Consider the following 17791-nt stretch of genomic DNA (forward strand, 5'->3'; position numbering starts at 1 on the left):
GCCCCCCGCCCCTCCTCCCGCGTCCGCGTCATCCTCAGGGCTGGGTCACGGTGACCGGCTCGCCGTAGGCGTCCAGGGTCACGGTGTAGGTCGAGGTCGCCGGGGGGTAGAACGGCCCGGTGATCTCCACGCTGCGCACCTGCCAGGACTCCTCGACCAGGCCGTAGGTCACGTCGAACTCGGACTCCGCGTCGCCGACGTAGAGCAGGTCCGTGACCGTCTCCCCCGGGAGGGTGCCGATGACCTGCTGCACCACCTCGGCCCCGTCCCGGGAGCGCTCGCCGAACTCCGGCTGCTGCGTCTGCTCGAGCAGGCCCACGAGACCGTCCTCGGGGTCGAAGAGCGTCGCCGGGTCGGGCACCCCCAGCTCGGCCGGGTCGGTGTTGACGTGGGCGGGCACGTAGGGCAGCTTCACCCAGAGCTCGCCGTCGAGGGCCACCGTCGGGATGTCGGCCTGCACCCCGGCGACGACGGCCGTGATGGTGCCGTCGAAGGCGGGCGGCTCCATGGTGCCGGCGCCCTCGGCGCTGATGATGTAGGACGTCTCGTCCTCGGGCAGGTCCGTGCCGGTCAGCGTCAGACCCACCGACCCGGCGTCGACGAGGACGTCGTGCGCCTGGGCCAGCCGGTCGGCCGCCGTGGGGGGCGGCGGGGCGGAGGAGGTGGCGGTCTCGTCGCCGTCGTCGCTGCAGCCGGCGAGCACGAGGGCGAGCGCGAGACCGAGCCCGCTCGACCGGGTGAGGGTGTGCCGTCCGCCGCGAGACCTCATACGCCCAGTATCACGCACCACCGGCCCGGCCGGCGGGCAGCACGCCCGGCCCGCACCGCAGGCGGCACGGTGCCGGTCAGCCGAACCGGCCGGAGATGTAGTCCTCGGTCGCCTGCTGGCCGGGGTTGTTGAAGATGTTCTGGGTGGAGTCGTACTCGACGAGCTCGCCGGGCTTGCCGGTCGCCTCGAGGTTGAAGAAGCCGGTCTTGTCCGAGACCCGCGCCGCCTGCTGCATGTTGTGCGTGACGATGACGACGGTGTAGCTCTCCTTGAGCTCGTTGATGAGGTCCTCGATGGCCAGCGTCGAGATCGGGTCGAGGGCCGAGCACGGCTCGTCCATGAGGATGACCTCGGGCTGGATGGCGATGGCCCGGGCGATGCACAGCCGCTGCTGCTGCCCGCCGGAGAGGCCGGATCCGGGCTTGTCGAGCCGGTCCTTGACCTCGTTCCACAGGTTCGCGCCGCGCAGCGCCTTCTCGGTCAGCTCGTCGGCGGCCTTGCTGGAGATGCGCTTGGAGTTGAGCCGCACCCCGGCGAGGACGTTCTCCTTGATGGTCATCGTGGGGAACGGGTTGGGCCGTTGGAAGACCATGCCGACCTGGCGGCGCACGTCGACCGGGTCGACACCGCGGCCGTAGAGGTTGGTGCCGTCGATGGCGACCTCGCCCTTGACGTAGGCGCCCGGGATGACCTCGTGCATGCGGTTGAGGGTGCGCAGCACGGTCGACTTGCCGCAGCCGGACGGACCGATGAACGCGGTCACCGACCGCGGCTCGATGGTCATCGAGACGTTCTTCACGGCGTGGAAGTCGCCGTAGTAGATGTCGAGATCCTTGACGTCGATGCGCTTGGACATGGCAGTGATTCTCTCTTCTCGAACAGGGGTATGCCGTCAGCGGCCGGTCTTGGGGGCGAAGAAGGTCGCGATGGCGCGGGCGGCGAGGTTCAGCGTCACGACGATGAGCACCAGGAGCAGCGCGGCTGCCCAGGCCCGCTCGCGGCTCGGCTCGATGAGCGCGGGATCGAGGGGTTTGGTGAACATCCAGTAGGTGTAGACCGCCAGGCTGTTGATCGGCCCCTCGACCATGTTGGTGTTGAAGCTGCGGGCGAACCCGATGGCCACGAGCAGCGGGGCGGTCTCCCCGATGACGCGGGCGATGGCCAGGGTGATGCCCGAGGCGAGACCGGAGGCCGCGGTGGGCAGCACCACCTTGGCGATGGTGCGCCACTTCGGCACGCCCAGGGCGAGGGAGGCCTCGCGCAGCTCGTTGGGGACGATCCGCAGCATCTCCTCGCTGTTGCGCACCACGGTCGGGATCATAAGGACCGACAGGGCGACCGCGCCGGCGATGCCCATCTTGGCGTCCCGGATGCCGACGACCTGGGTGAACAGCGCGAAGGCGAACAGGCCCGCGACGATCGACGGGATGCCGGTCATGACGTCGACGAGGAAGCGGATGCCCTTGGACAGGTGGTTGCTGCCGCCGTACTCGACGAGGTAGATCGCGGTGAACATGCCGATCGGCACCGAGATGAGCGCGGCCGTGCCGGTGATGATGAGGGTGCCGATGATGGCGTGGCCGGCGCCGCCGGCGAGGGTGTCGGTCTGCCCGCTCGCGTAGGCCTGGTCGTCGGCGCCGGTGACGCCCACCATGTCCTGGGTCCAGAAGCCGGGGGTGAAGGCCAGCGGCAGGCCCTGGCTGAAGACCGTCCACAGCATCGAGATCAGCGGCACGATCGCGCAGACGAAGGCGGCGTAGATCAGCCACCGCATGACCACGTCGGTGGCGACCCGGGACCCGCCGAGGGAGCGGTACGTCGCCCAGGAGGCGACGAGGAACACCAGGTAGGAGCCGACCAGGGCGGCGACCGGGTTGAGGTCGACGACGAGCCACAGCAGCAGCCACAGGGCGGCCGCGCCGGCGCCGATCATCATGAGCGGGCGGGGGCCGGTGGCCCGGACGGGCGAGGGGACGTAGTCCGGCTCCCCACCGCGGGGGGTGGTCTCCGGGGGCGTCGTCGTGGTGGTGCTCATCAGTTGGCTCCGGAGAACTCGGCCCGGCGCTCCACGATCCAGCGAGCGACGAGGTTGACGGCCAGGGTGAGGAGGAAGAGGACGAGGCCGGCGGCGATGAGCTCGGACAGCCGCAGCCCGGCGGCCTCGGGGAAGTTCAGCGCGATCTCGGCGGGGATGGTGTTGTTGCCGGTGCCGATGAGGTTCCAGGTGAAGACCCCGGGCGAGAGGATGATGGCCACCGCCATCGTCTCCCCGAGCGCCCGGCCGAGGCCGAGCATGACGCCGCCGATGACCCCCGGGCCGCCGAAGGGCAGCACCGCCGTGCGGATCATCTCCCACTGCGTCGCGCCGAGCGCCAGCGCCGCCTCCTCGTGCAGCCGGGGCGTCTGCAGGAAGACCTCGCGGGAGACCGAGGTGATGATCGGCAGGATCATCACAGCCAGCACGACCGAGGCGGTCATGAGCGTGCGACCGGTGGCCGAGCTGTCGGCGAAGAAGGGCAGGAAGCCGAGGTTGGCCTCGAGCCAGTCGAGCAGCGGCACGAGGCGCGGGGCGAAGACGAACAGGCCCCACATGCCGAAGACGACCGAGGGGACGGCGGCCAGCAGGTCGATGACGAAGCCGATGGTGCGCCCGATGCGACGCGGGGCGTAGTGGGACACGAAGAGCGCGATCCCCACGGCGACCGGGGTGGCGAGCAGAAGGGCCACGATCGAGGCGACGACCGTGCCCAGCAGCATGGGCCAGACGTAGCTCCAGAAGCCGTTGCCGCCGCTGATCTCCTCGGCCGGCGCGGTGAGCGCCGGCAGGCCCTGCCACACCAGGAAGATCGCCACCAGGGCGAGGATGAGCAGGATGAGGACGCCGGAGAAGAGGGACGTGCCGCTGAAGACGACGTCCCCGGCCCGCCGCTTGACCTTGCCGCCGGTGCCGCCGGCGGGGCGGGGGTCGGCGGTGGCGACCCCGCCGTCGGCGCCCGGCTCGGGCTCACCTGTGCTCATCGTGTACCTCTCTGCTGCAGGGAAGGACCGTCACACGCCCACGACGACGGACGTCCCCCGTGGGTGACGTCCGCCGTCATGGCGTGCTCCTGGTGTCGGACGGGGCTCAGCCGCCCTGGATCATCTCGATGGAGGACATGACCTGCTCACGGGTGCCCTCACCGATGGGCGCCGACCCGGCGGCCTCGGACGCGGCCTGCTGGCCCTCCTCGGAGGCGACGTACTCGAGGAACGCCTTGACGTTGTTCGCGCGCTCGGCGTCGTCGTACTCCTTGCAGGCGATGTGGTAGCTCACCAGGACGATCGGGTAGGCACCCGACTCGGTGGTGTCGCGGGCCAGCTCGAGGGCGAGGTCGCCCTCGACACCGGTCTCGGCCGGCTCGGAGGCCTCGACGACCTTCGCCGCGGCCTCGGGGGAGAACGGGACGAACTCCTCGCCGACCCCGATCGAGGCGGACTGCCCGGTCACGGCGGAGGCGTCGGCATACCCGATGGTGCCCTCGGTCGAGTTGATGACCTGCATGACACCGGTCGTCTGCGCGGCGGCCTCGCCACCCTCGACCGGCCAGGCGTCGGACGCCTCGTGCGGCCACGCGTCCGGGGCGGCCGCGCTGAGGTACTCCATGAAGTTCTCGGTGGTGCCCGAGTCGTCGGACCGGTGCACGACGGTGATCTCGGTGCCCGGCAGCTCGGCGTCCGGGTTGTCCGCGGCGATGGCCTCGTCGTCCCAGGTGGTGATGTCGCCGTTCATGATGCCGGCGAGCACCTCGGGGGCCAGGTTGAGATCGTCCACCCCGGGGAGGTTGTAGGGGACGGCGACCGGGGAGATGTACATGGGGAAGTGGATCGCCTCGCCACCGGCGCAGGCGTCCGCGACCATGCCGCGCTCCTCCTCGTCCATGTAGGCGTCGGAGCCGGCGAAGTCGGTGGCGCCGGCGAGGAACTGCTCGCGCCCGGCGCCGGACCCGACGGCGTCGTACTGCACCTCGACCTCGGGCTGGACCTCGAGGTACCCGGCGATCCAGGCGGTCATGGCGGACTCCTGGGAGGAGGCGCCGGCGCCGACCAGACGGCCGGACAGCTCCTCGCCACCCTCCGAGCCGCCCTCGGCGCCACCGGCGTCGGAGCTGCTGTCGTCCCCGCCGCAGGCGGCGAGCGTGAGGGAGGCTGCCATCGCCAGGGCGACGGCGGGGCCAAAGCGGTGAAGCTTCACGGGGTGATACCTCTTCCGAACGTCTGTCAGTCCGCGCCGCACGGACCGCGGACGCGGAGGCGGCGTCGCCAACCGCGGACGACGCTAGGGAGCGCACGTGACACGTTCGGGCGGCTGAGGTGAATGCCGCGTGAACGAGGGTCGAAGTTCCGAGACCGGACGGACCGACCTGCACCGGTGTCGGTGCAGGTCAGCCGCGTGTCAGGCCCGGTATGCCGCGCGCCGGGGTCTCAGCGCAGGACCAGCTCCTCGCCGGTCTCGTCGAGGTCGACCACCACGTGGGCGCCGTCCCGGACGTCCCCGGAGAGCAGGGCCCGGGCGAGCCGGTCCCCGATCTGGGTCTGCACCAGGCGCCGCAGCGGGCGCGCGCCGTAGGCCGGGTCGTAGCCGCGCTCGGCCAGCCACGCGGACGCCGCGTCGGTGACCTCGAGCCCGATCCGGCGGCCCTCCAGCCGGCGGGCCAGCTCGGCGACCTGCAGCCCCACGATGGTCGCCAGCTCCTCCCGGGTCAGCGCGTCGAAGACGACGACCTCGTCGAGCCGGTTGAGGAACTCCGGCTTGAAGGCGGCCCGGACGACCCCCATGACCTGCTCGCGCTTGGTCTGCGCGTCGGTGGTCGGGTCGACGAGGTACTGCCCGCCGAGGTTGGAGGTCATGACGAGGATGACGTTGCGGAAGTCGACGGTGCGACCCTGCCCGTCGGTGAGCCGGCCGTCGTCGAGCACCTGCAGCAGGATGTCGAAGGTCTCCGGGTGGGCCTTCTCCACCTCGTCCAGCAGCACGACGCTGTAGGGCCGGCGCCGGACGGCCTCGGTGAGCTGACCGCCCTCGTCGTAGCCGACGTAGCCGGGCGGAGCCCCGATGAGGCGGGCGACCGCGTGCCGCTCGGCATACTCCGACATGTCGATGCGCACCATGGCCCGCTCGTCGTCGAAGAGGAAGTCGGCCAGGCTCTTGGCCAGCTCGGTCTTGCCGACCCCGGTCGGGCCGAGGAACAGGAAGGAGCCCTGCGGACGGTCCGGGTCGGAGATGCCGGCCCGCGAGCGGCGCACCGCGTCGGAGACGAGCCGCACCGCGGTCTGCTGGCCGATGAGCCGTTCCCCGAGCACCGACTCCATCCGCAGCAGCTTCTCGCTCTCGCCCTCGAGGAGGCGACCGGCCGGGATGCCGGTCCAGGCGGAGATGACGTCGGCGACGTCGTCCGCACCCACCTCGTCCTTGACCATCGGCGCGACGTCGCCGCTGCGCTCCAGCGCCGACTCCTCCTCCTGCGCGGTCGCGAGCTCGGCCTCGGCGGCCGGGATCTCGCCGTAGAGCAGCCGGGAGGCACCCTCGTAGTCGCCCTGGCGCTGCAGCCGCTCGGCCTGCGTGCGCAGGTCGTCCAGCCGGGCCTTGAGCTCGCCCACGCGGTTCAGCCCGGTCTTCTCGGCCTCCCACCGGGCGGTGAGCGCCGCCAGCTCCTCGCGGCGGTCGGCGAGGTCGGAGCGCAGCTTGTCCAGCCGGGCACGGGAGGCCTCGTCCTGCTCCCGGGCCAGGTGCATCTCCTCCATCGTCAGCCGGTCGACCTGGCGCTGCAGCTGGTCGATCTCGACCGGCGAGGAGTCGATCTCCATCCGCAGCCGGCTCGCGGCCTCGTCCACGAGGTCGATCGCCTTGTCCGGCAGCTGCCGACCGGCGATGTAGCGGTCGGACAGGTCGGCCGCGGCGACCAGCGCGGAGTCCTCGATGGCCACCTTGTGGTGGGCCTCGTAGCGCTCCTTGAGCCCGCGCAGGATGGCGATGGTGTCCTCGACCGACGGCTCGCCGACGAAGACCTGCTGGAAGCGGCGCTCCAGCGCGGCGTCCTTTTCGATGTTCTCGCGGTACTCGTCCAGGGTGGTGGCGCCGACCATCCGCAGCTCGCCGCGGGCCAGCAGCGGCTTGAGCATGTTGCCGGCGTCCATCGAGGAGTCCCCGCTCGCCCCGGCCCCGACGACGGTGTGCAGCTCGTCGATGAAGGTGATCACCTGGCCGTCGCTGCCCTTGATCTCGGAGAGGACCGCCTTGAGCCGCTCCTCGAACTCGCCGCGGTACTTCGCGCCGGCGACCATCGCCCCCAGGTCGAGGGAGATCAGCGTCTTGTCGCGCAGCGACTCCGGGACGTCCCCGGTGACGATGCGCTGGGCCAGGCCCTCGACGACGGCGGTCTTGCCGACCCCGGGCTCGCCGATGAGGACAGGGTTGTTCTTGGTGCGGCGGGACAGGACCTGGACCACGCGGCGGATCTCGGCGTCCCGGCCGATGACCGGGTCCAGCTTGCCCTCGCGGGCCATCGCGGTGAGGTCGGTGCCGTACTTGCCGAGCGCGTCGAAGGTGGACTCCGGGTCGGCCGAGTCGACCTTCTTGCCGCCGCGCAGCGCCGGGATGCGCTCGGCGAGGGCGTCGGCGTCGACGCCGGGGACGGCCCCCGCCCGGGCCAGCGCCAGCAGCAGGTGGTCGGTCGACACGAAGGAGTCACCCATCGCCGCCATGGCGTCCTGGGCGCCCTTGACCACGGCGTGCATGGCCCGGGACAGGCCGGGGTTGCCCATGCTGGAGCCGCTCGCGCGCGGCAGGCCGGCCAGCGCGGCATCGGCCGCCTGCTTGGCCGCCGCGGCCGTGGACCCGGCCGCCTCCAGCAGCGGACCGGTCGTGGTGTCGCCCTGCTGGCTCAGCGCCGCGAGCAGGTGTGCGGGCTCGACCTGCGCGTGCCCCGCCGCAGCGGCGTCGCGGACCGCGGTCGACAGGGCCTCCTGGGCCTTGGTGGTGAGGTTGAGATCCATGCGTCTGCCTTGCTCTCCCGACCTCGAGCAGCGGGCTCGACGGTCGCGTCGTGTCGATGAAGAGAATGTCTGATCAGCACAACGTCGACAAAGTTGAGCGCATTCCGCTCAACCCTGGACGTCGACCAGGCCGGCCCGCCGGGTGCTCGGGTGCAGCGCCGGGCGCCACGTCCTACACTCGGCTCAGTCCGGGTCGCGGCAGTCGGCCCCGTCCCGGCCGTCGACGACGAGGGGGGACCGGCACGATGTGCGACGACGGCACCGGCCACCACGAGATGGTGCCCAACCCACGGCGGGACCAGATCCCGGCCACCCTGGCCAGGGTCGAGCCCGACCTGGAGGTGCTGCGCACCGTCCTCGACCCCGCGGAGCGCGCGATGTCGGCCGGGGCGTGGACGGGCCGACCGGCGGACACCTTCGGGGAGGGCCTGTCCGGCCGGGCCCGGCGGCTGGCCGCAGCCGCCGACCATGCACGGGAGCAGATCCTCGCCGAGCTCGCGGCTGAGCCTGAGCGGGTGCGGCGCTGCGAGACCGTCGGCGTCCTGCCCGGCTGGCCGCTCCCGCTGGGCACGGTCGGGGGCGGGGGGTAGCCGTGGCACGGGTGTCGGTCGACCTCGAGGCCATGCGTGACCTCGTCCGCAGCCTCGCCCAGGTCGAGGACGAGGTCTCGAGCGCCGGGGACCGCCTCCGGCAGGCGCTCGCCGGCCTCGGCCTGCCCGCCCGCGACCTGTCCGACCTCGACGGGATCGGTGACTGGGCCACCCGCCAGCACCTCGCGCTGCGCAACCAGCTGTTCTACGCCGAGTGGCTGGCGGCGAGCGCGCCCGGCATCCAGCGCACGGTCTCCTACGACCACCGGGCCGTGCCGGACCTGTCCTACGAGCAGGCCAAGCAGTTCGCCGACCGCGCCCGCGCCCTCATGGACACCGACAGCATGCCGCCGCCGCAGGAGCTCATCGACCTGCTCGAGCGCTACGGGGGTGACGCCACCTTCGCCCTGCTGCTCATGGACGGCTACCGCGAGGGCGACGGCTACGCCACCACGACCCTCGGCCCGCGCATCGACCTCGACTACCTGGCGGCCCTCGACGACTCGCCGGCGTCCGAGCGCTTCCTGCAGCTGTATGCCGGGTCGCTCGGCGTGCTCAGCCACGAGTTCGACTTCCCGGGTGCGGAGGACGTGACCCAGGCACGGGCCTTCGCGCTGCTCGCCAGCCGGGGCGAGCTGTCGACGGACTGGCTCGTCGGGCTCGGTGAGGACGTCATCCGCATCGAGCGCGAGGACCCCGAGGCCTGGACCGTCGAGCTGGTCGGCACCGGGTCCGGCCGCTACGACCGGTTGCCGGTCTTCCGCGACCCGCAGGGCGTGGACGTCGTCGACCCGATGCCCTGGGTGCTGGAGGCCATGAGCCGCGACCCCGAGGCACTGCGGGCGTTCCTGCTCGGCGGCGAGGACGTCCCGATCCGGGTCCAGGACGGGGACGACGAGTGGGACGTCGACATCCCGGCCCACCTCCGCCACCTCACCCTGGAGCGCGCCTGGTTGCAGGACGGTGGCGCCAGCCTGGGGGCGGCGATGGTCCAGCTGTCCGCCCTCGACCCGAGCAGCATCGACCGGCACCTGGAGGACCTCGACCGGCTCAAGCCGATGGAGGGCTTCGACCCGCTGTCCTTCTTCACCCACCTCGGGCTCGACGTCATCGGGCTGGTGCCGGGGCTCGGGGAGTGGGCGGACGGTCTCAACGCGGCGATCTACGTCGGCGAGGGCAGCTACCTCAACGCCGGCTTCTCCAGCGCCGCCGCGATCCCCGGGGCGGGCGCCGGCTCGACCATCGCCAAGTGGATCTCCCGGATCAACCGTGCGGGGGACGCCGGCGGCGCCACGCTCACGGCCCAGGACATCCAGGAGCTCATCCGCTTCCGTCACCACGCCGTGCAGGGTGGAGGTCAGCCGGGGCCGGGGCTGGACGCGCTCGACGCCACGGTGGTGGAGGGACAGCGGGTCGGGGGGTGGCAGGGCGGCCCCGTGCGGGACGGCGGCCCTGCGCGGGCGGACGGCGGCCCTGCGCGGGCGGACGGTGGCGCACGGGAGGGCGCGCCCACCCGCTGACCCTCACAGCCGCAGGAGAGCCAGCGAGACGCCCATGACGAGCGCCCCCACCGTGAGGCCGGCCAGCACCTCGCGGCGCCCCACGGCAGACCGACGGGCGCCCGGGACCAGCTCCAGCACGCTGACCGCGACCATCATCCCCGCGACCAGCGCCAGGGACAGGTCGAGCCAGGCCGGGGGCAGCACGGCCCGCAGGGCGAGGTAGCCGAGCAGGCCGCCGAGGGGCTCGGCCAGCCCGCTGAGCGTGGCCCACAGCATGGCCTGCGTGCGGCTGCGCGTCGCCGCGTAGATCGGGGCGGCCACGGCCAGCCCCTCGGGCACGTTGTGGATGGCGATCGCCAGGGCCAGCACGACACCCCCGGCGGGGTCCTCGATGGTCGACAGGAAGGTCGCCAGGCCCTCCGGCAGGTTGTGCAGGGCGACGACGAGGCCGATGAGGACGCCGCTGCGCAGCAGGGTCGGGTCGAGGCCGCGGACGTCCGGGGCCCCGGGTCCACGGCCCGGCGGGCGGGGCTCGGCCGCCCCGCTCGCCCGTCGGGCGGACGAGCGGGTGCCGTGAGCCACGGGGACCGGACGGTGCGGGAGGAGACGTCGGAGGGCATAGACGATCCCCGCCCCGAGCGCCATCGTGGCCAGCACCGCGACGACCGCGCCGCCCCGGCCGAGCGGACCGGTCATGCTGTCGAGGGCGGCGGGGGCGATCTCGACGAGCGAGATCGTCGTCATGAGACCCGCCGCGAAGGCCAGGGCCGCCGCCATCATGCCGGGTCGCACCATCGCGGACCGGGTGCCCACCACGCCGCCGAGGGTGGTGGCGAGCCCGGCGAGGAGGGTCACGGCGAGAGCCAGCAGCACGGCATACCTCCTCGGGGGCGACGGGTGACGGGTCGGCCGCGAGGTCGGTCACGGCCGGGATGAGCGGGGTCGGCCGGACGACCGTACCCCTCGTGCCACGGGCACCGGTGCCGGGGCGACCTGGGGGCACCCAGGGGCTGCGGCGGTCGCGGGCGGCCCCCCTCCCGGGCACGATGGGCCCATGCGCATCACCGCCGAGCACGGGGATCTCACCACGACACCGGTCGACGCCGTCGTCAACGCGGCCAACTCGACGCTCCTCGGTGGGGGTGGCGTCGACGGGGCGCTGCACGCGGCCGCCGGGCCCACGCTGCTGGAGGAGTGCCGGCGGGTGCGGGCCTCCCGGTGGCACGACGGGCTCCCCGTCGGTGAGGCGGTGGCCACCGGGGCCGGACGGCTGCCGGCGCGCTGGGTCATCCATACCGTCGGTCCCGACCGTCGCCGCGGCCAGACCGACCCCGAGCTGCTGGCCTCCTGCTTCCGCCGCAGCCTGGAGGTGGCGGAGGAGGTGGGTGCCCGGTCGGTGGCCTTCCCGGCCATCAGCGCCGGGGTCTACGCCTGGGACCCTGCCGAGGTGGCGGGCGTGGCCGTGCGGACGGTGCGGGCGGCGTCCTCGACCGTGTCGTCGGTCGAGGAGGTCCGTTTCGTGCTCTTCAGCCCGGAGGTGCTGCGACACTTCGAGCGCGCGCTCGAGGAGTGACAGGGGGACGCACGGCCCGCGACGGGGTCGTCCCGGACGCGTCCGGCCGACACCCTCAGGGCCGGCCGTGCTGCGACGCCCGGAGGAGCGCCTCGCCGTCCCACGCGCGGACCGGGGAGAACCTCAGGGCCAGCCGTGCTCCAACGCCCGGGCGAGCGCCGCCTCGCCGTCTCGCACCGCCTCTGCGTGGGCACGCGCCCGCGCGGCGAGCACCCCGTAGGTGTAGCCGGGCTCGTCCGCCTCCTGCGCCGCGGCAGCCACCTCCCGCAACCAGTCGGCGGCCAGCGCGGAGTCCTGGACGGCGCCCAGAGTCTCGGTGACCTGCTCCCACGCCGCGGCGGCGGCGGTCGCCTCCGCACCGAGCGCCGGGGCGAGCGCCTCGCACGCGTAGCGCACCGCCTTGGCCTTCTTCCGGGCCTCGTGCAGCCGGTGCAGCCGCTGGTCCTCCCCGGCCCCCGCCGCGGCCTGGGCCTGCGTCCGTGCGCGGTCGACCGCGCCGGCCACGAGACCGGGCAGGACCTTCCCGGCGGGCTTGCGGGCACGCCCCCGCCAGGGTGGCACGGCCAGCACCTCCATCAGCCGGTCCACCAGCTCGAGGTAGCGGTCGGAGTCCAGCACCTCGACGAGCGCCTGGTGCGCCGCCGCGTGCCGCTGCTCCAGCTCCGAGCCCACTCGTTCGCGGACAGGGCCGACCACCTCGTCCGGCGGAAGGTCGTCGACCGCCGCGAGGAGGAGGTCGCGCATCACCTCGGCGTCGCGCGGTTCGCCCAGGGCGCTCGCGAACCACCGGATCTCCTGGCGCAGAGGGTCGGTGACGTCGCGGTCGAGGAGGCGGCGGAAGGTGCGCAGGGCACTGCGCAGCCGGCGGGTGGCGACGCGCATCTTGTGGACCGCGTCCGGCGCGTCGGCGCGCACGTCGTCCTCCCGGCCCACGACGACCGCGACCTGGGCAGCGAGGTAGGCCAGCACGACGTCCGCGGCCGGGCTGTCGGCACCTGGCCCCTCGCCGCGTCCGGCTCGCTCCGGCCGGTCCCCCAGGGCACGGGACAGCTTGGACGGGTCGTCGGCCAGGCGCACGCCCTGGCCCTCGAAGGTGTCGGCGACCTGACCGAGGAAGGTGTCGTCGCCGTCGACCAGCTCGACCTCGAGCTCACGCCAGGTGCCCCCCTCCGGCAGGGCGGTCACCCGGTCGTCGCACAGCTGGCCGAGCACCACGTCCGGTTGGTCGGGGTCGAGCAGGTCGACCTCGAGGCGGTGGGTGACCAGCACGGCCGCCGGGAGCAGGGCGCCGTCCGGACCCTCCGGGAGCGCGTGCCCGAGGGTCGCCAGGACCTCTTCACGCAAGGCCTGCGGCACCCGCAGCCGGCCTGGGCCGTCGCCCAGCGGGGCGTGCACCTCCAACCGGCTGCCGTCGGGGCGGGGCGACTTGAGATGCCAACCGGCGTCCCCGCCTCCTTCGCGCCGGCGCAGGGTGATGCGGTGCCGCACGAGGTGCAGCGTCTGGGTGTCGAGGTAGACGGCGCGGAGGTGCTCCTCGCGCACCGGCCCCACCTCGACGAGCTCGCCCAGCGCGGGCAGGGGTTCGTCCGCGCCGATGGCGAACTTCAGCTCGGACTCGACCTGCTTCATACCCGCCTCGCTCTCCCTGGCTGCGTGCGCCCCACCCGGTCCTGCGAGCCGGGTCGGCGCACCCACGACCCTAGGCGGGTCCCGGGGTCAGTGCGTGGCGGGCCGGGGGTCGCCCGGCTCGTCGTACCACCCGTCGTGCTCGCGGGCCAAGTCGGTGAACCGCTCGCGCAACCCCTCGTACGCCCCGCCTCCGGCGGCGTCGGGCAGGCGGGTGTCGCTGACGTGCACCACCCACCCGGACTCTCCCTGCCCTGGCTGACTCTGCCCCTCGGGCACCACCCGCACCTGCCGGAAGCCCTCCTCGCCCAGGTCCTCGGCGACCGCCTCGGCCTCCGCGCGGTCCTGCATGGCGACGAGGTGCTCACTGCCGGGGCGCGGGGGCTGCGTGGTGGTCACGCCTGCAGCGTAGGAGGTGATCGTCCGCCCCGTCCGCAGGCGATCAGGGTGTCGACGACTTCCGACCCCACCCGGTCCGCAGACGTCACACTGAGTCACCCCTCGAATCAGCCCGCCACTGAGGCACGACGCGACTCAGAACGCCACTGAGTCGCGTCGTGGGTCAGAGCGCCGGTGATGCACCGTGCGACTCAGTCCGCCACTGAGTCGACATGCGACTCAACCCGCCACTGATTCAGGATGCGACTCACTGTGACGTCTCGGCGCTGTGAGGGTGCGAGCGGGCGAAAAGGGCTGGCGGTCAGGGCCCAGATCAGTAGCATCGGCCCGGTGCCCGCGCTCCTCACCGACACCCCCACGCTGACCGGCGACCTGGTCCGGCTCCGACCGGTCACCGCGGATGACGCCGTGCAGCTGCACGCATTGATGCGCGACCCGGAGGTCGGCCGGCTCACGGGGTCCGTCCACGACGACGCCCAGACCGCGGCCGTGCCGTGGACGGTCGCCCAGCTGCAGGAGATCTACGCCCGCTGGGCCGACGACAACGACCGGGTGGTCTGGGCGGTGGTCGACCTGGGCACGGGGCACGTCGCCGGCGAGGCGGTGCTGCTCGACCACGACCCCGACAACGCCTCCATCGGCTTCCGGATCTGGCTCGGGGGCGCCCGCGACCGCGGCCTGGGCACGGAGGCGACCCGGATCGCGGTCGGCCACGCCTTCGACACCCTGGGCCTGCACCGGGTCGAGCTCGAGGTCTACGCTTTCAACCCGCGCGCCCGCCGGGTCTACGAGAAGGTCGGCTTCGTCCTCGAGGGCACGAAGCGCGAGGCGCTGCGGTATGCCGACGGCTGGGTCGACGCCCACGTCATGGCGATCCTGGCGCACGAGTGGCGGCCGCGGCCCGATTCAGGGTCTCCGGCGCGCGCCACCACACCGCCGCCCCCAGGACGCTGACCACCCCGGTCGCGGCCAGTGCCGCCCCGAAGCCGACGAGGTCGACCACGGCCCCGATGAGCACCGGCCCGACGATGACGCCGACGTCGGTCGCCATCTGGTAGGTCGACAGCACCGTGCCTCCCTTGCGCTCCTGCCCCACGATGTCGGCGACCGCCGCCTGCTGCGCCGGGTTGACGAAGCCCGCGCCCACCCCGGACACGAAGCTCAGCCCCAGCAGGACCACCAGCGACGTGACGACGGCGAGCCCGGGCAGCAGACTCAGCCCGAGCACCCCCAGCGACACCCCGGAGGTCGCCATGCCCACGATGACCAGCGGCCGTCGGCCCACCCGGTCGGCTAGCCGACCGGTGACCTGCAGCGTGATCGCCGTGCCCATCGCCGCGGCCGTGAGCGTGGCACCGGCCACCCACGGCTGGTCGAGCACCGCCGCCGCCAGCAGCGGGATGACCGCCATGCGCACCCCGAGGTTGGCCCACCCGTTGGCCACCCCGCACGCCAGCGCCGCCCGGTAGGCCCGGTCACCCAGCGCCTCCCGGACCGTGAGGACCGGCCGGTCCGCCTCGCCGGGCGGTGGCCGCAGCCGTGCCCCGCCGAGCCCCAGCCCGACGACCAGGGCCGCGACGACGAGCGCCACGGCATACACGACGAAGGGCAGCCGCATCCCCCACCCGGCGATGAGGCCGCCGATGACCGGCCCGAGCATCGACCCGATGATGAACGAGCTGCCCCACAGCGAGCTCACCCGTCCCCGGATCGTCGGCGGCGCCAGCCGCACCACCAGGGCGATCGCCGAGATGGTGAACATCGTCGAGCCGACCCCGCCCAGGCCGCGGAAGACGAGCAGCTGCCAGTAGGTCTGCGCGTAGGCCGTCGCGAAGGAGGAGACGGCGACGATGAGCAGCCCGGTGAGGTAGACCGGCCGCTCCCCGAGCCGCTGCACCAGGCGGCCGCCCACCGGCGCGAACACCAGCCGGCAGAAGGCGAAGGCCGACACCACCACGGTCGCGGCGGTAGCACCCACGTCGAAGGACCGGGCGAACCCGGGCAGCACCGGCGACACGAGACCGAAGCCCACCGCGATGACGAAGGACGCGCCGACGAGGATCCAGATCTCGGAGGGTATGCGGACCCGCTCGGTGACGGCGCTCACCCGCGCCTCAGGTGCTCGCGCAGGTAGGGCAGCGCCATGTCCACGAGGCCGTGGCCGGCCGGCACGATGAGCTCGCGGTCGATGAGCCGGCCGCGCACGACGTTGCCGTGCTGCTTGCTCACCCCGAGCCGGGCCGCCACTTCCCCCGTGGACGACGGCCCGTCGTCCTGCGCCATCGCCCGGAGGTAGTCGAGCTGGCCCTGCGGGACCTGCCGCAGGGCCGGCGTGTGCACCAGCCGGCTCATCCGGTCGACGACCACCGGGACCGTGGTCTCCACGTCGGCGAGGGTGATCACCTCGTCGTCCCCCGCGGCCCGCCAGGCCTGGTAGCCCACGAGCTGCAGCAGGTACGGGTAGCCGTGCACCACGTCGGCCAGCCGCTCCCCCGCCTCGCCGCTGATGACCCGGCCGGCCTCCCGCACCGTCCGGACCGCGGCGTCGAGGACCTCCTCGCGCCGCAGCGGAGCGAGGTCGACGCGCTCGGCGCGGCGCAGGAACGTCGACCCCTGCTGGCCGAGGAGGGCCGCGATCCCGGTGGGTAGGCCGGCCCCGACGAAGGCGATCTCGCTCTCGTCGCGCAGCAGGTGCTGGTAGGCCGAGGCGAGCCGGGCGACGTCGTCGATGGGGGCGGCCTGGACCTCGTCGAGAGTGAGCAGCACCCCCGTGCCGTGCGACCGGGCGATGTCGGTGAGCCGCTGCAGCATCGTCGCGACGCTGGGGGTCGTGGGGTAGGCCTCCGAGGTGTCCGTCGAGACCGACCCGACCGCGCTGATGCTGCCGCCGGTGATCCGCCGCCTCTGCGCGCCCGGGTCGTGCTCGGTGAGCCGGGCGGGCAGGACGGTCCGCTCCAGCTCGCTCATGAGCCCGGGCCCCTCGGGCAGCCGCAGCACGTGCCAGCCACGCACCCGCGCCCGCTCCTCCAGCTCGTTCAGCAGGACGGTCTTGCCCATGCCCCGCGCCCCGCTCAGCAGGATCGACCGCATGGGCGACCCCGGCCCCTCGTCGAGGGCGACGTCGAACTCGTCCAGCAGGTCGGCCCGTCCGGCGACGACCCTGGGGCTGGTGCCGAAGCTGGGGCGGAACGGGTTGCCTCCGACGACCATCGGCGCACCTCCCTCCCACGTGATGTTTTACCTGTTATACCACGGTGCTGCTGTTTGACCTGTTGTACCCGAGCAGCTGCGCGTACCGCTCCGCGTCCACGTTGCCCCCGGTGAGCACGACGCCCACCCGCTCCCCCTCCCGCACCGGCACGGCGCCGCTGAGCACCGCCGCCAGGCCCAGCACGCCGGTCGGCTCGACCACCTGCTTGAGCGTCCCGGCCACCAGGCGCATCGTCGCCACGAGCTCGTCGTCGGTCGCCGTGACCACCGCGTCCACCCCGTCGCGCAGGAGGGGGAAGGTCAGCTCGCCGAGGTGCTGGGTCTGGGCCCCGTCCGCGATGGTCACCGGGGTGTCGATGTGCACGATCCGTCCCTGCTCGAGGGAGCGGCGGGCGTCGTCCCCCGCGGCCGGCTCCACGCCATACACCCGGACCCCGGGGCAGAGGGCACGGGCAGCGAGCACCGAGCCGCCGAGCAGCCCCCCGCCGCCCAGGGGCGTCACGACCACGTCGAGCGGCCCGGCGTCCTCGACGAGCTCCTTGACCGCCGTCCCCTGTCCCGCGATGACGTGCGGGTGGTCGTAGGGCGGCACCACCGTGGCCCCGCTCCCCCGGGCGATCTCGCGCCCGATCTCCTCGCGGTCCTGCGTGTAGCGGTCGTAGCGGACCACCCGGGCGCCGTAGCCCACCGTGGCCTCGACCTTGAGCCGCGGCGCGTCGTGGGGCATGACGATGGTGGCCGGGATGCCGAGCTCCCGGGCCGCGAGCGCCACCGCCTGGGCGTGGTTGCCGGAGGAGTAGGCGACGACCCCGGCCCTGCGCTGCCCCGCGTCGAAGGCCGACAGCGCGGTGAACGCGCCGCGGAACTTGAACGCCCCGACCCGCTGCAGGTGCTCGGCCTTGAGCAGCAGCCGGGCGCCGACCTGCGCGTCCAGCCGGCGCGAGGTCAGCACCGGCGTCCGGTGGGCCGCGCCGGCCAGCACGGCCGCCGCGGCCTCGACGTCGGCGTAGGTCGGAAGGGTGGTGAGCGGCATACCGGCAGCGTGCGTCATGCGGTAAGGATTCGGCAACACCACCGCCCTCTCGGCCGG

The 17791-nt window shown here is 73.3% G+C and carries 16 protein-coding genes; 4 read left to right on the plus strand and 12 right to left on the minus strand.

The genetic code is table 11. The features are described from left to right. Positions 1 to 34: 34 nt before the first annotated feature. The 6 genes from EUS26_RS14410 to clpB all read right to left on the minus strand — a co-directional run bounded on the left by EUS26_RS14410 (position 35) and on the right by clpB (position 7801). Positions 35 to 769 carry an LppX_LprAFG lipoprotein gene (locus EUS26_RS14410; protein WP_130014529.1) on the minus strand — a complete coding sequence of 245 codons (735 nt, stop codon included), beginning with the start codon at positions 767 to 769 and terminating at the stop codon, positions 35 to 37. A gap of 76 nt (positions 770 to 845) precedes the next feature. Further along, complete coding sequence (pstB, locus tag EUS26_RS14415) at positions 846 to 1625, minus strand: phosphate ABC transporter ATP-binding protein PstB (protein WP_130014530.1); 780 nt, start codon at positions 1623 to 1625, stop codon at positions 846 to 848. 36 nt (positions 1626 to 1661) lie between these two features. Continuing rightward, positions 1662 to 2804 (minus strand): phosphate ABC transporter permease PstA, encoded by a 1143-nt coding sequence (gene pstA, locus EUS26_RS14420; protein ID WP_130014531.1) that lies wholly within the window; start codon positions 2802 to 2804, stop codon positions 1662 to 1664. Continuing rightward, on the minus strand, positions 2804 to 3787 hold the full coding sequence (gene pstC / locus EUS26_RS14425; protein ID WP_130014532.1) for a phosphate ABC transporter permease subunit PstC: 984 nt from the start codon (positions 3785 to 3787) through the stop codon (positions 2804 to 2806). Before pstC ends, pstA begins: the two co-directional genes overlap by 1 nt. 106 nt (positions 3788 to 3893) lie before the next feature. Continuing rightward, on the minus strand, positions 3894 to 5000 hold the full coding sequence (gene pstS, locus EUS26_RS14430) for a phosphate ABC transporter substrate-binding protein PstS (protein WP_165368635.1): 1107 nt from the start codon (positions 4998 to 5000) through the stop codon (positions 3894 to 3896). A 230-nt stretch (positions 5001 to 5230) separates the two neighbouring features. Beyond that, the gene (clpB, locus tag EUS26_RS14435) at positions 5231 to 7801 is read right to left on the minus strand and encodes an ATP-dependent chaperone ClpB (RefSeq protein ID WP_130014533.1); all 2571 of its coding nucleotides are present in this window, start codon (positions 7799 to 7801) and stop codon (positions 5231 to 5233) included. 245 nt (positions 7802 to 8046) lie between these two features. On the opposite strand from clpB, the gene EUS26_RS14440 reads away from it, so the two are divergent. Both EUS26_RS14440 and EUS26_RS14445 read left to right on the plus strand, forming a co-directional pair. Further along, complete coding sequence (locus EUS26_RS14440; RefSeq protein ID WP_130014534.1) at positions 8047 to 8391, plus strand: hypothetical protein; 345 nt, start codon at positions 8047 to 8049, stop codon at positions 8389 to 8391. A gap of 11 nt (positions 8392 to 8402) precedes the next feature. Continuing rightward, positions 8403 to 9911, plus strand: coding sequence for a hypothetical protein (locus EUS26_RS14445; protein WP_165368636.1), 1509 nt, complete (start codon positions 8403 to 8405; stop codon positions 9909 to 9911). Positions 9912 to 9914: 3 nt separating this feature from the next. Here the strand turns inward: EUS26_RS14445 and EUS26_RS14450 are convergent, their stop codons facing one another. Further along, on the minus strand, positions 9915 to 10766 hold the full coding sequence (locus EUS26_RS14450; RefSeq protein ID WP_130014536.1) for a ZIP family metal transporter: 852 nt from the start codon (positions 10764 to 10766) through the stop codon (positions 9915 to 9917). A 181-nt stretch (positions 10767 to 10947) separates the two neighbouring features. Between EUS26_RS14450 and EUS26_RS14455 the strand changes: the two genes are divergently transcribed. Then, positions 10948 to 11466 (plus strand): O-acetyl-ADP-ribose deacetylase, encoded by a 519-nt coding sequence (locus tag EUS26_RS14455; RefSeq protein WP_130014537.1) that lies wholly within the window; start codon positions 10948 to 10950, stop codon positions 11464 to 11466. Positions 11467 to 11589: 123 nt separating this feature from the next. On the opposite strand, the gene EUS26_RS14460 is transcribed toward EUS26_RS14455, so the two are convergent. Next, positions 11590 to 13095: a CYTH and CHAD domain-containing protein gene (locus EUS26_RS14460; RefSeq protein WP_130014538.1), complete on the minus strand. Its 1506-nt coding sequence runs from the start codon at positions 13093 to 13095 to the stop codon at positions 11590 to 11592. 87 nt (positions 13096 to 13182) lie between these two features. Next, complete coding sequence (locus EUS26_RS14465) at positions 13183 to 13491, minus strand: ribonuclease E inhibitor RraB (protein WP_130014539.1); 309 nt, start codon at positions 13489 to 13491, stop codon at positions 13183 to 13185. Positions 13492 to 13821: 330 nt separating this feature from the next. On the opposite strand from EUS26_RS14465, the gene EUS26_RS14470 reads away from it, so the two are divergent. Further along, positions 13822 to 14445, plus strand: a complete 624-nt coding sequence (locus tag EUS26_RS14470; protein WP_130014540.1) for a GNAT family N-acetyltransferase — start codon at positions 13822 to 13824, stop codon at positions 14443 to 14445. Here the strand turns inward: EUS26_RS14470 and EUS26_RS14475 are convergent. Genes EUS26_RS14475 through EUS26_RS14490 form a run of 3 tightly spaced genes read right to left on the minus strand, consistent with a single transcriptional unit; the run spans position 14357 to position 17752 of the window. Further along, a complete protein-coding gene (locus EUS26_RS14475; RefSeq protein ID WP_130014541.1) occupies positions 14357 to 15598 on the minus strand; it encodes an MFS transporter in 1242 nt (413 codons plus the stop codon). The genes EUS26_RS14470 and EUS26_RS14475 overlap by 89 nt on opposite strands. Beyond that, the gene (locus EUS26_RS17020) at positions 15595 to 16701 is read right to left on the minus strand and encodes an ATP-binding protein (protein ID WP_165368638.1); all 1107 of its coding nucleotides are present in this window, start codon (positions 16699 to 16701) and stop codon (positions 15595 to 15597) included. Before EUS26_RS17020 ends, EUS26_RS14475 begins: the two co-directional genes overlap by 4 nt. Positions 16702 to 16735: 34 nt before the next feature. Further along, positions 16736 to 17752 (minus strand): threo-3-hydroxy-L-aspartate ammonia-lyase, encoded by a 1017-nt coding sequence (locus EUS26_RS14490; protein WP_238149006.1) that lies wholly within the window; start codon positions 17750 to 17752, stop codon positions 16736 to 16738. Between the last annotated feature and the right edge of the window lie 39 nt (positions 17753 to 17791).

Source organism: Serinicoccus sediminis (assembly GCF_004153545.1).
GTDB classification, from domain to species: Bacteria; Actinomycetota; Actinomycetes; order Actinomycetales; family Dermatophilaceae; genus Ornithinicoccus; species Ornithinicoccus sediminis_A.

What these genes read in the sequence shown, in the direction of transcription:
- EUS26_RS14455 (WP_130014537.1), top strand. Translation starts at nt 10,948, where the DNA reads ATGCGCATCACCGCCGAGCACGGGGATCTCACCACGACACCGGTCGAC.
- EUS26_RS14490 (WP_238149006.1), bottom strand. Translation starts at nt 17,752, where the DNA reads ATGACGCACGCTGCCGGTATGCCGCTCACCACCCTTCCGACCTACGCC.
- EUS26_RS14410 (WP_130014529.1), bottom strand. Translation starts at nt 769, where the DNA reads ATGAGGTCTCGCGGCGGACGGCACACCCTCACCCGGTCGAGCGGGCTC.
- pstC (WP_130014532.1), bottom strand. Translation starts at nt 3,787, where the DNA reads ATGAGCACAGGTGAGCCCGAGCCGGGCGCCGACGGCGGGGTCGCCACC.
- pstB (WP_130014530.1), bottom strand. Translation starts at nt 1,625, where the DNA reads ATGTCCAAGCGCATCGACGTCAAGGATCTCGACATCTACTACGGCGAC.
- EUS26_RS14440 (WP_130014534.1), top strand. Translation starts at nt 8,047, where the DNA reads ATGTGCGACGACGGCACCGGCCACCACGAGATGGTGCCCAACCCACGG.
- clpB (WP_130014533.1), bottom strand. Translation starts at nt 7,801, where the DNA reads ATGGATCTCAACCTCACCACCAAGGCCCAGGAGGCCCTGTCGACCGCG.
- pstA (WP_130014531.1), bottom strand. Translation starts at nt 2,804, where the DNA reads ATGAGCACCACCACGACGACGCCCCCGGAGACCACCCCCCGCGGTGGG.
- EUS26_RS14460 (WP_130014538.1), bottom strand. Translation starts at nt 13,095, where the DNA reads ATGAAGCAGGTCGAGTCCGAGCTGAAGTTCGCCATCGGCGCGGACGAA.
- EUS26_RS17020 (WP_165368638.1), bottom strand. Translation starts at nt 16,701, where the DNA reads ATGGTCGTCGGAGGCAACCCGTTCCGCCCCAGCTTCGGCACCAGCCCC.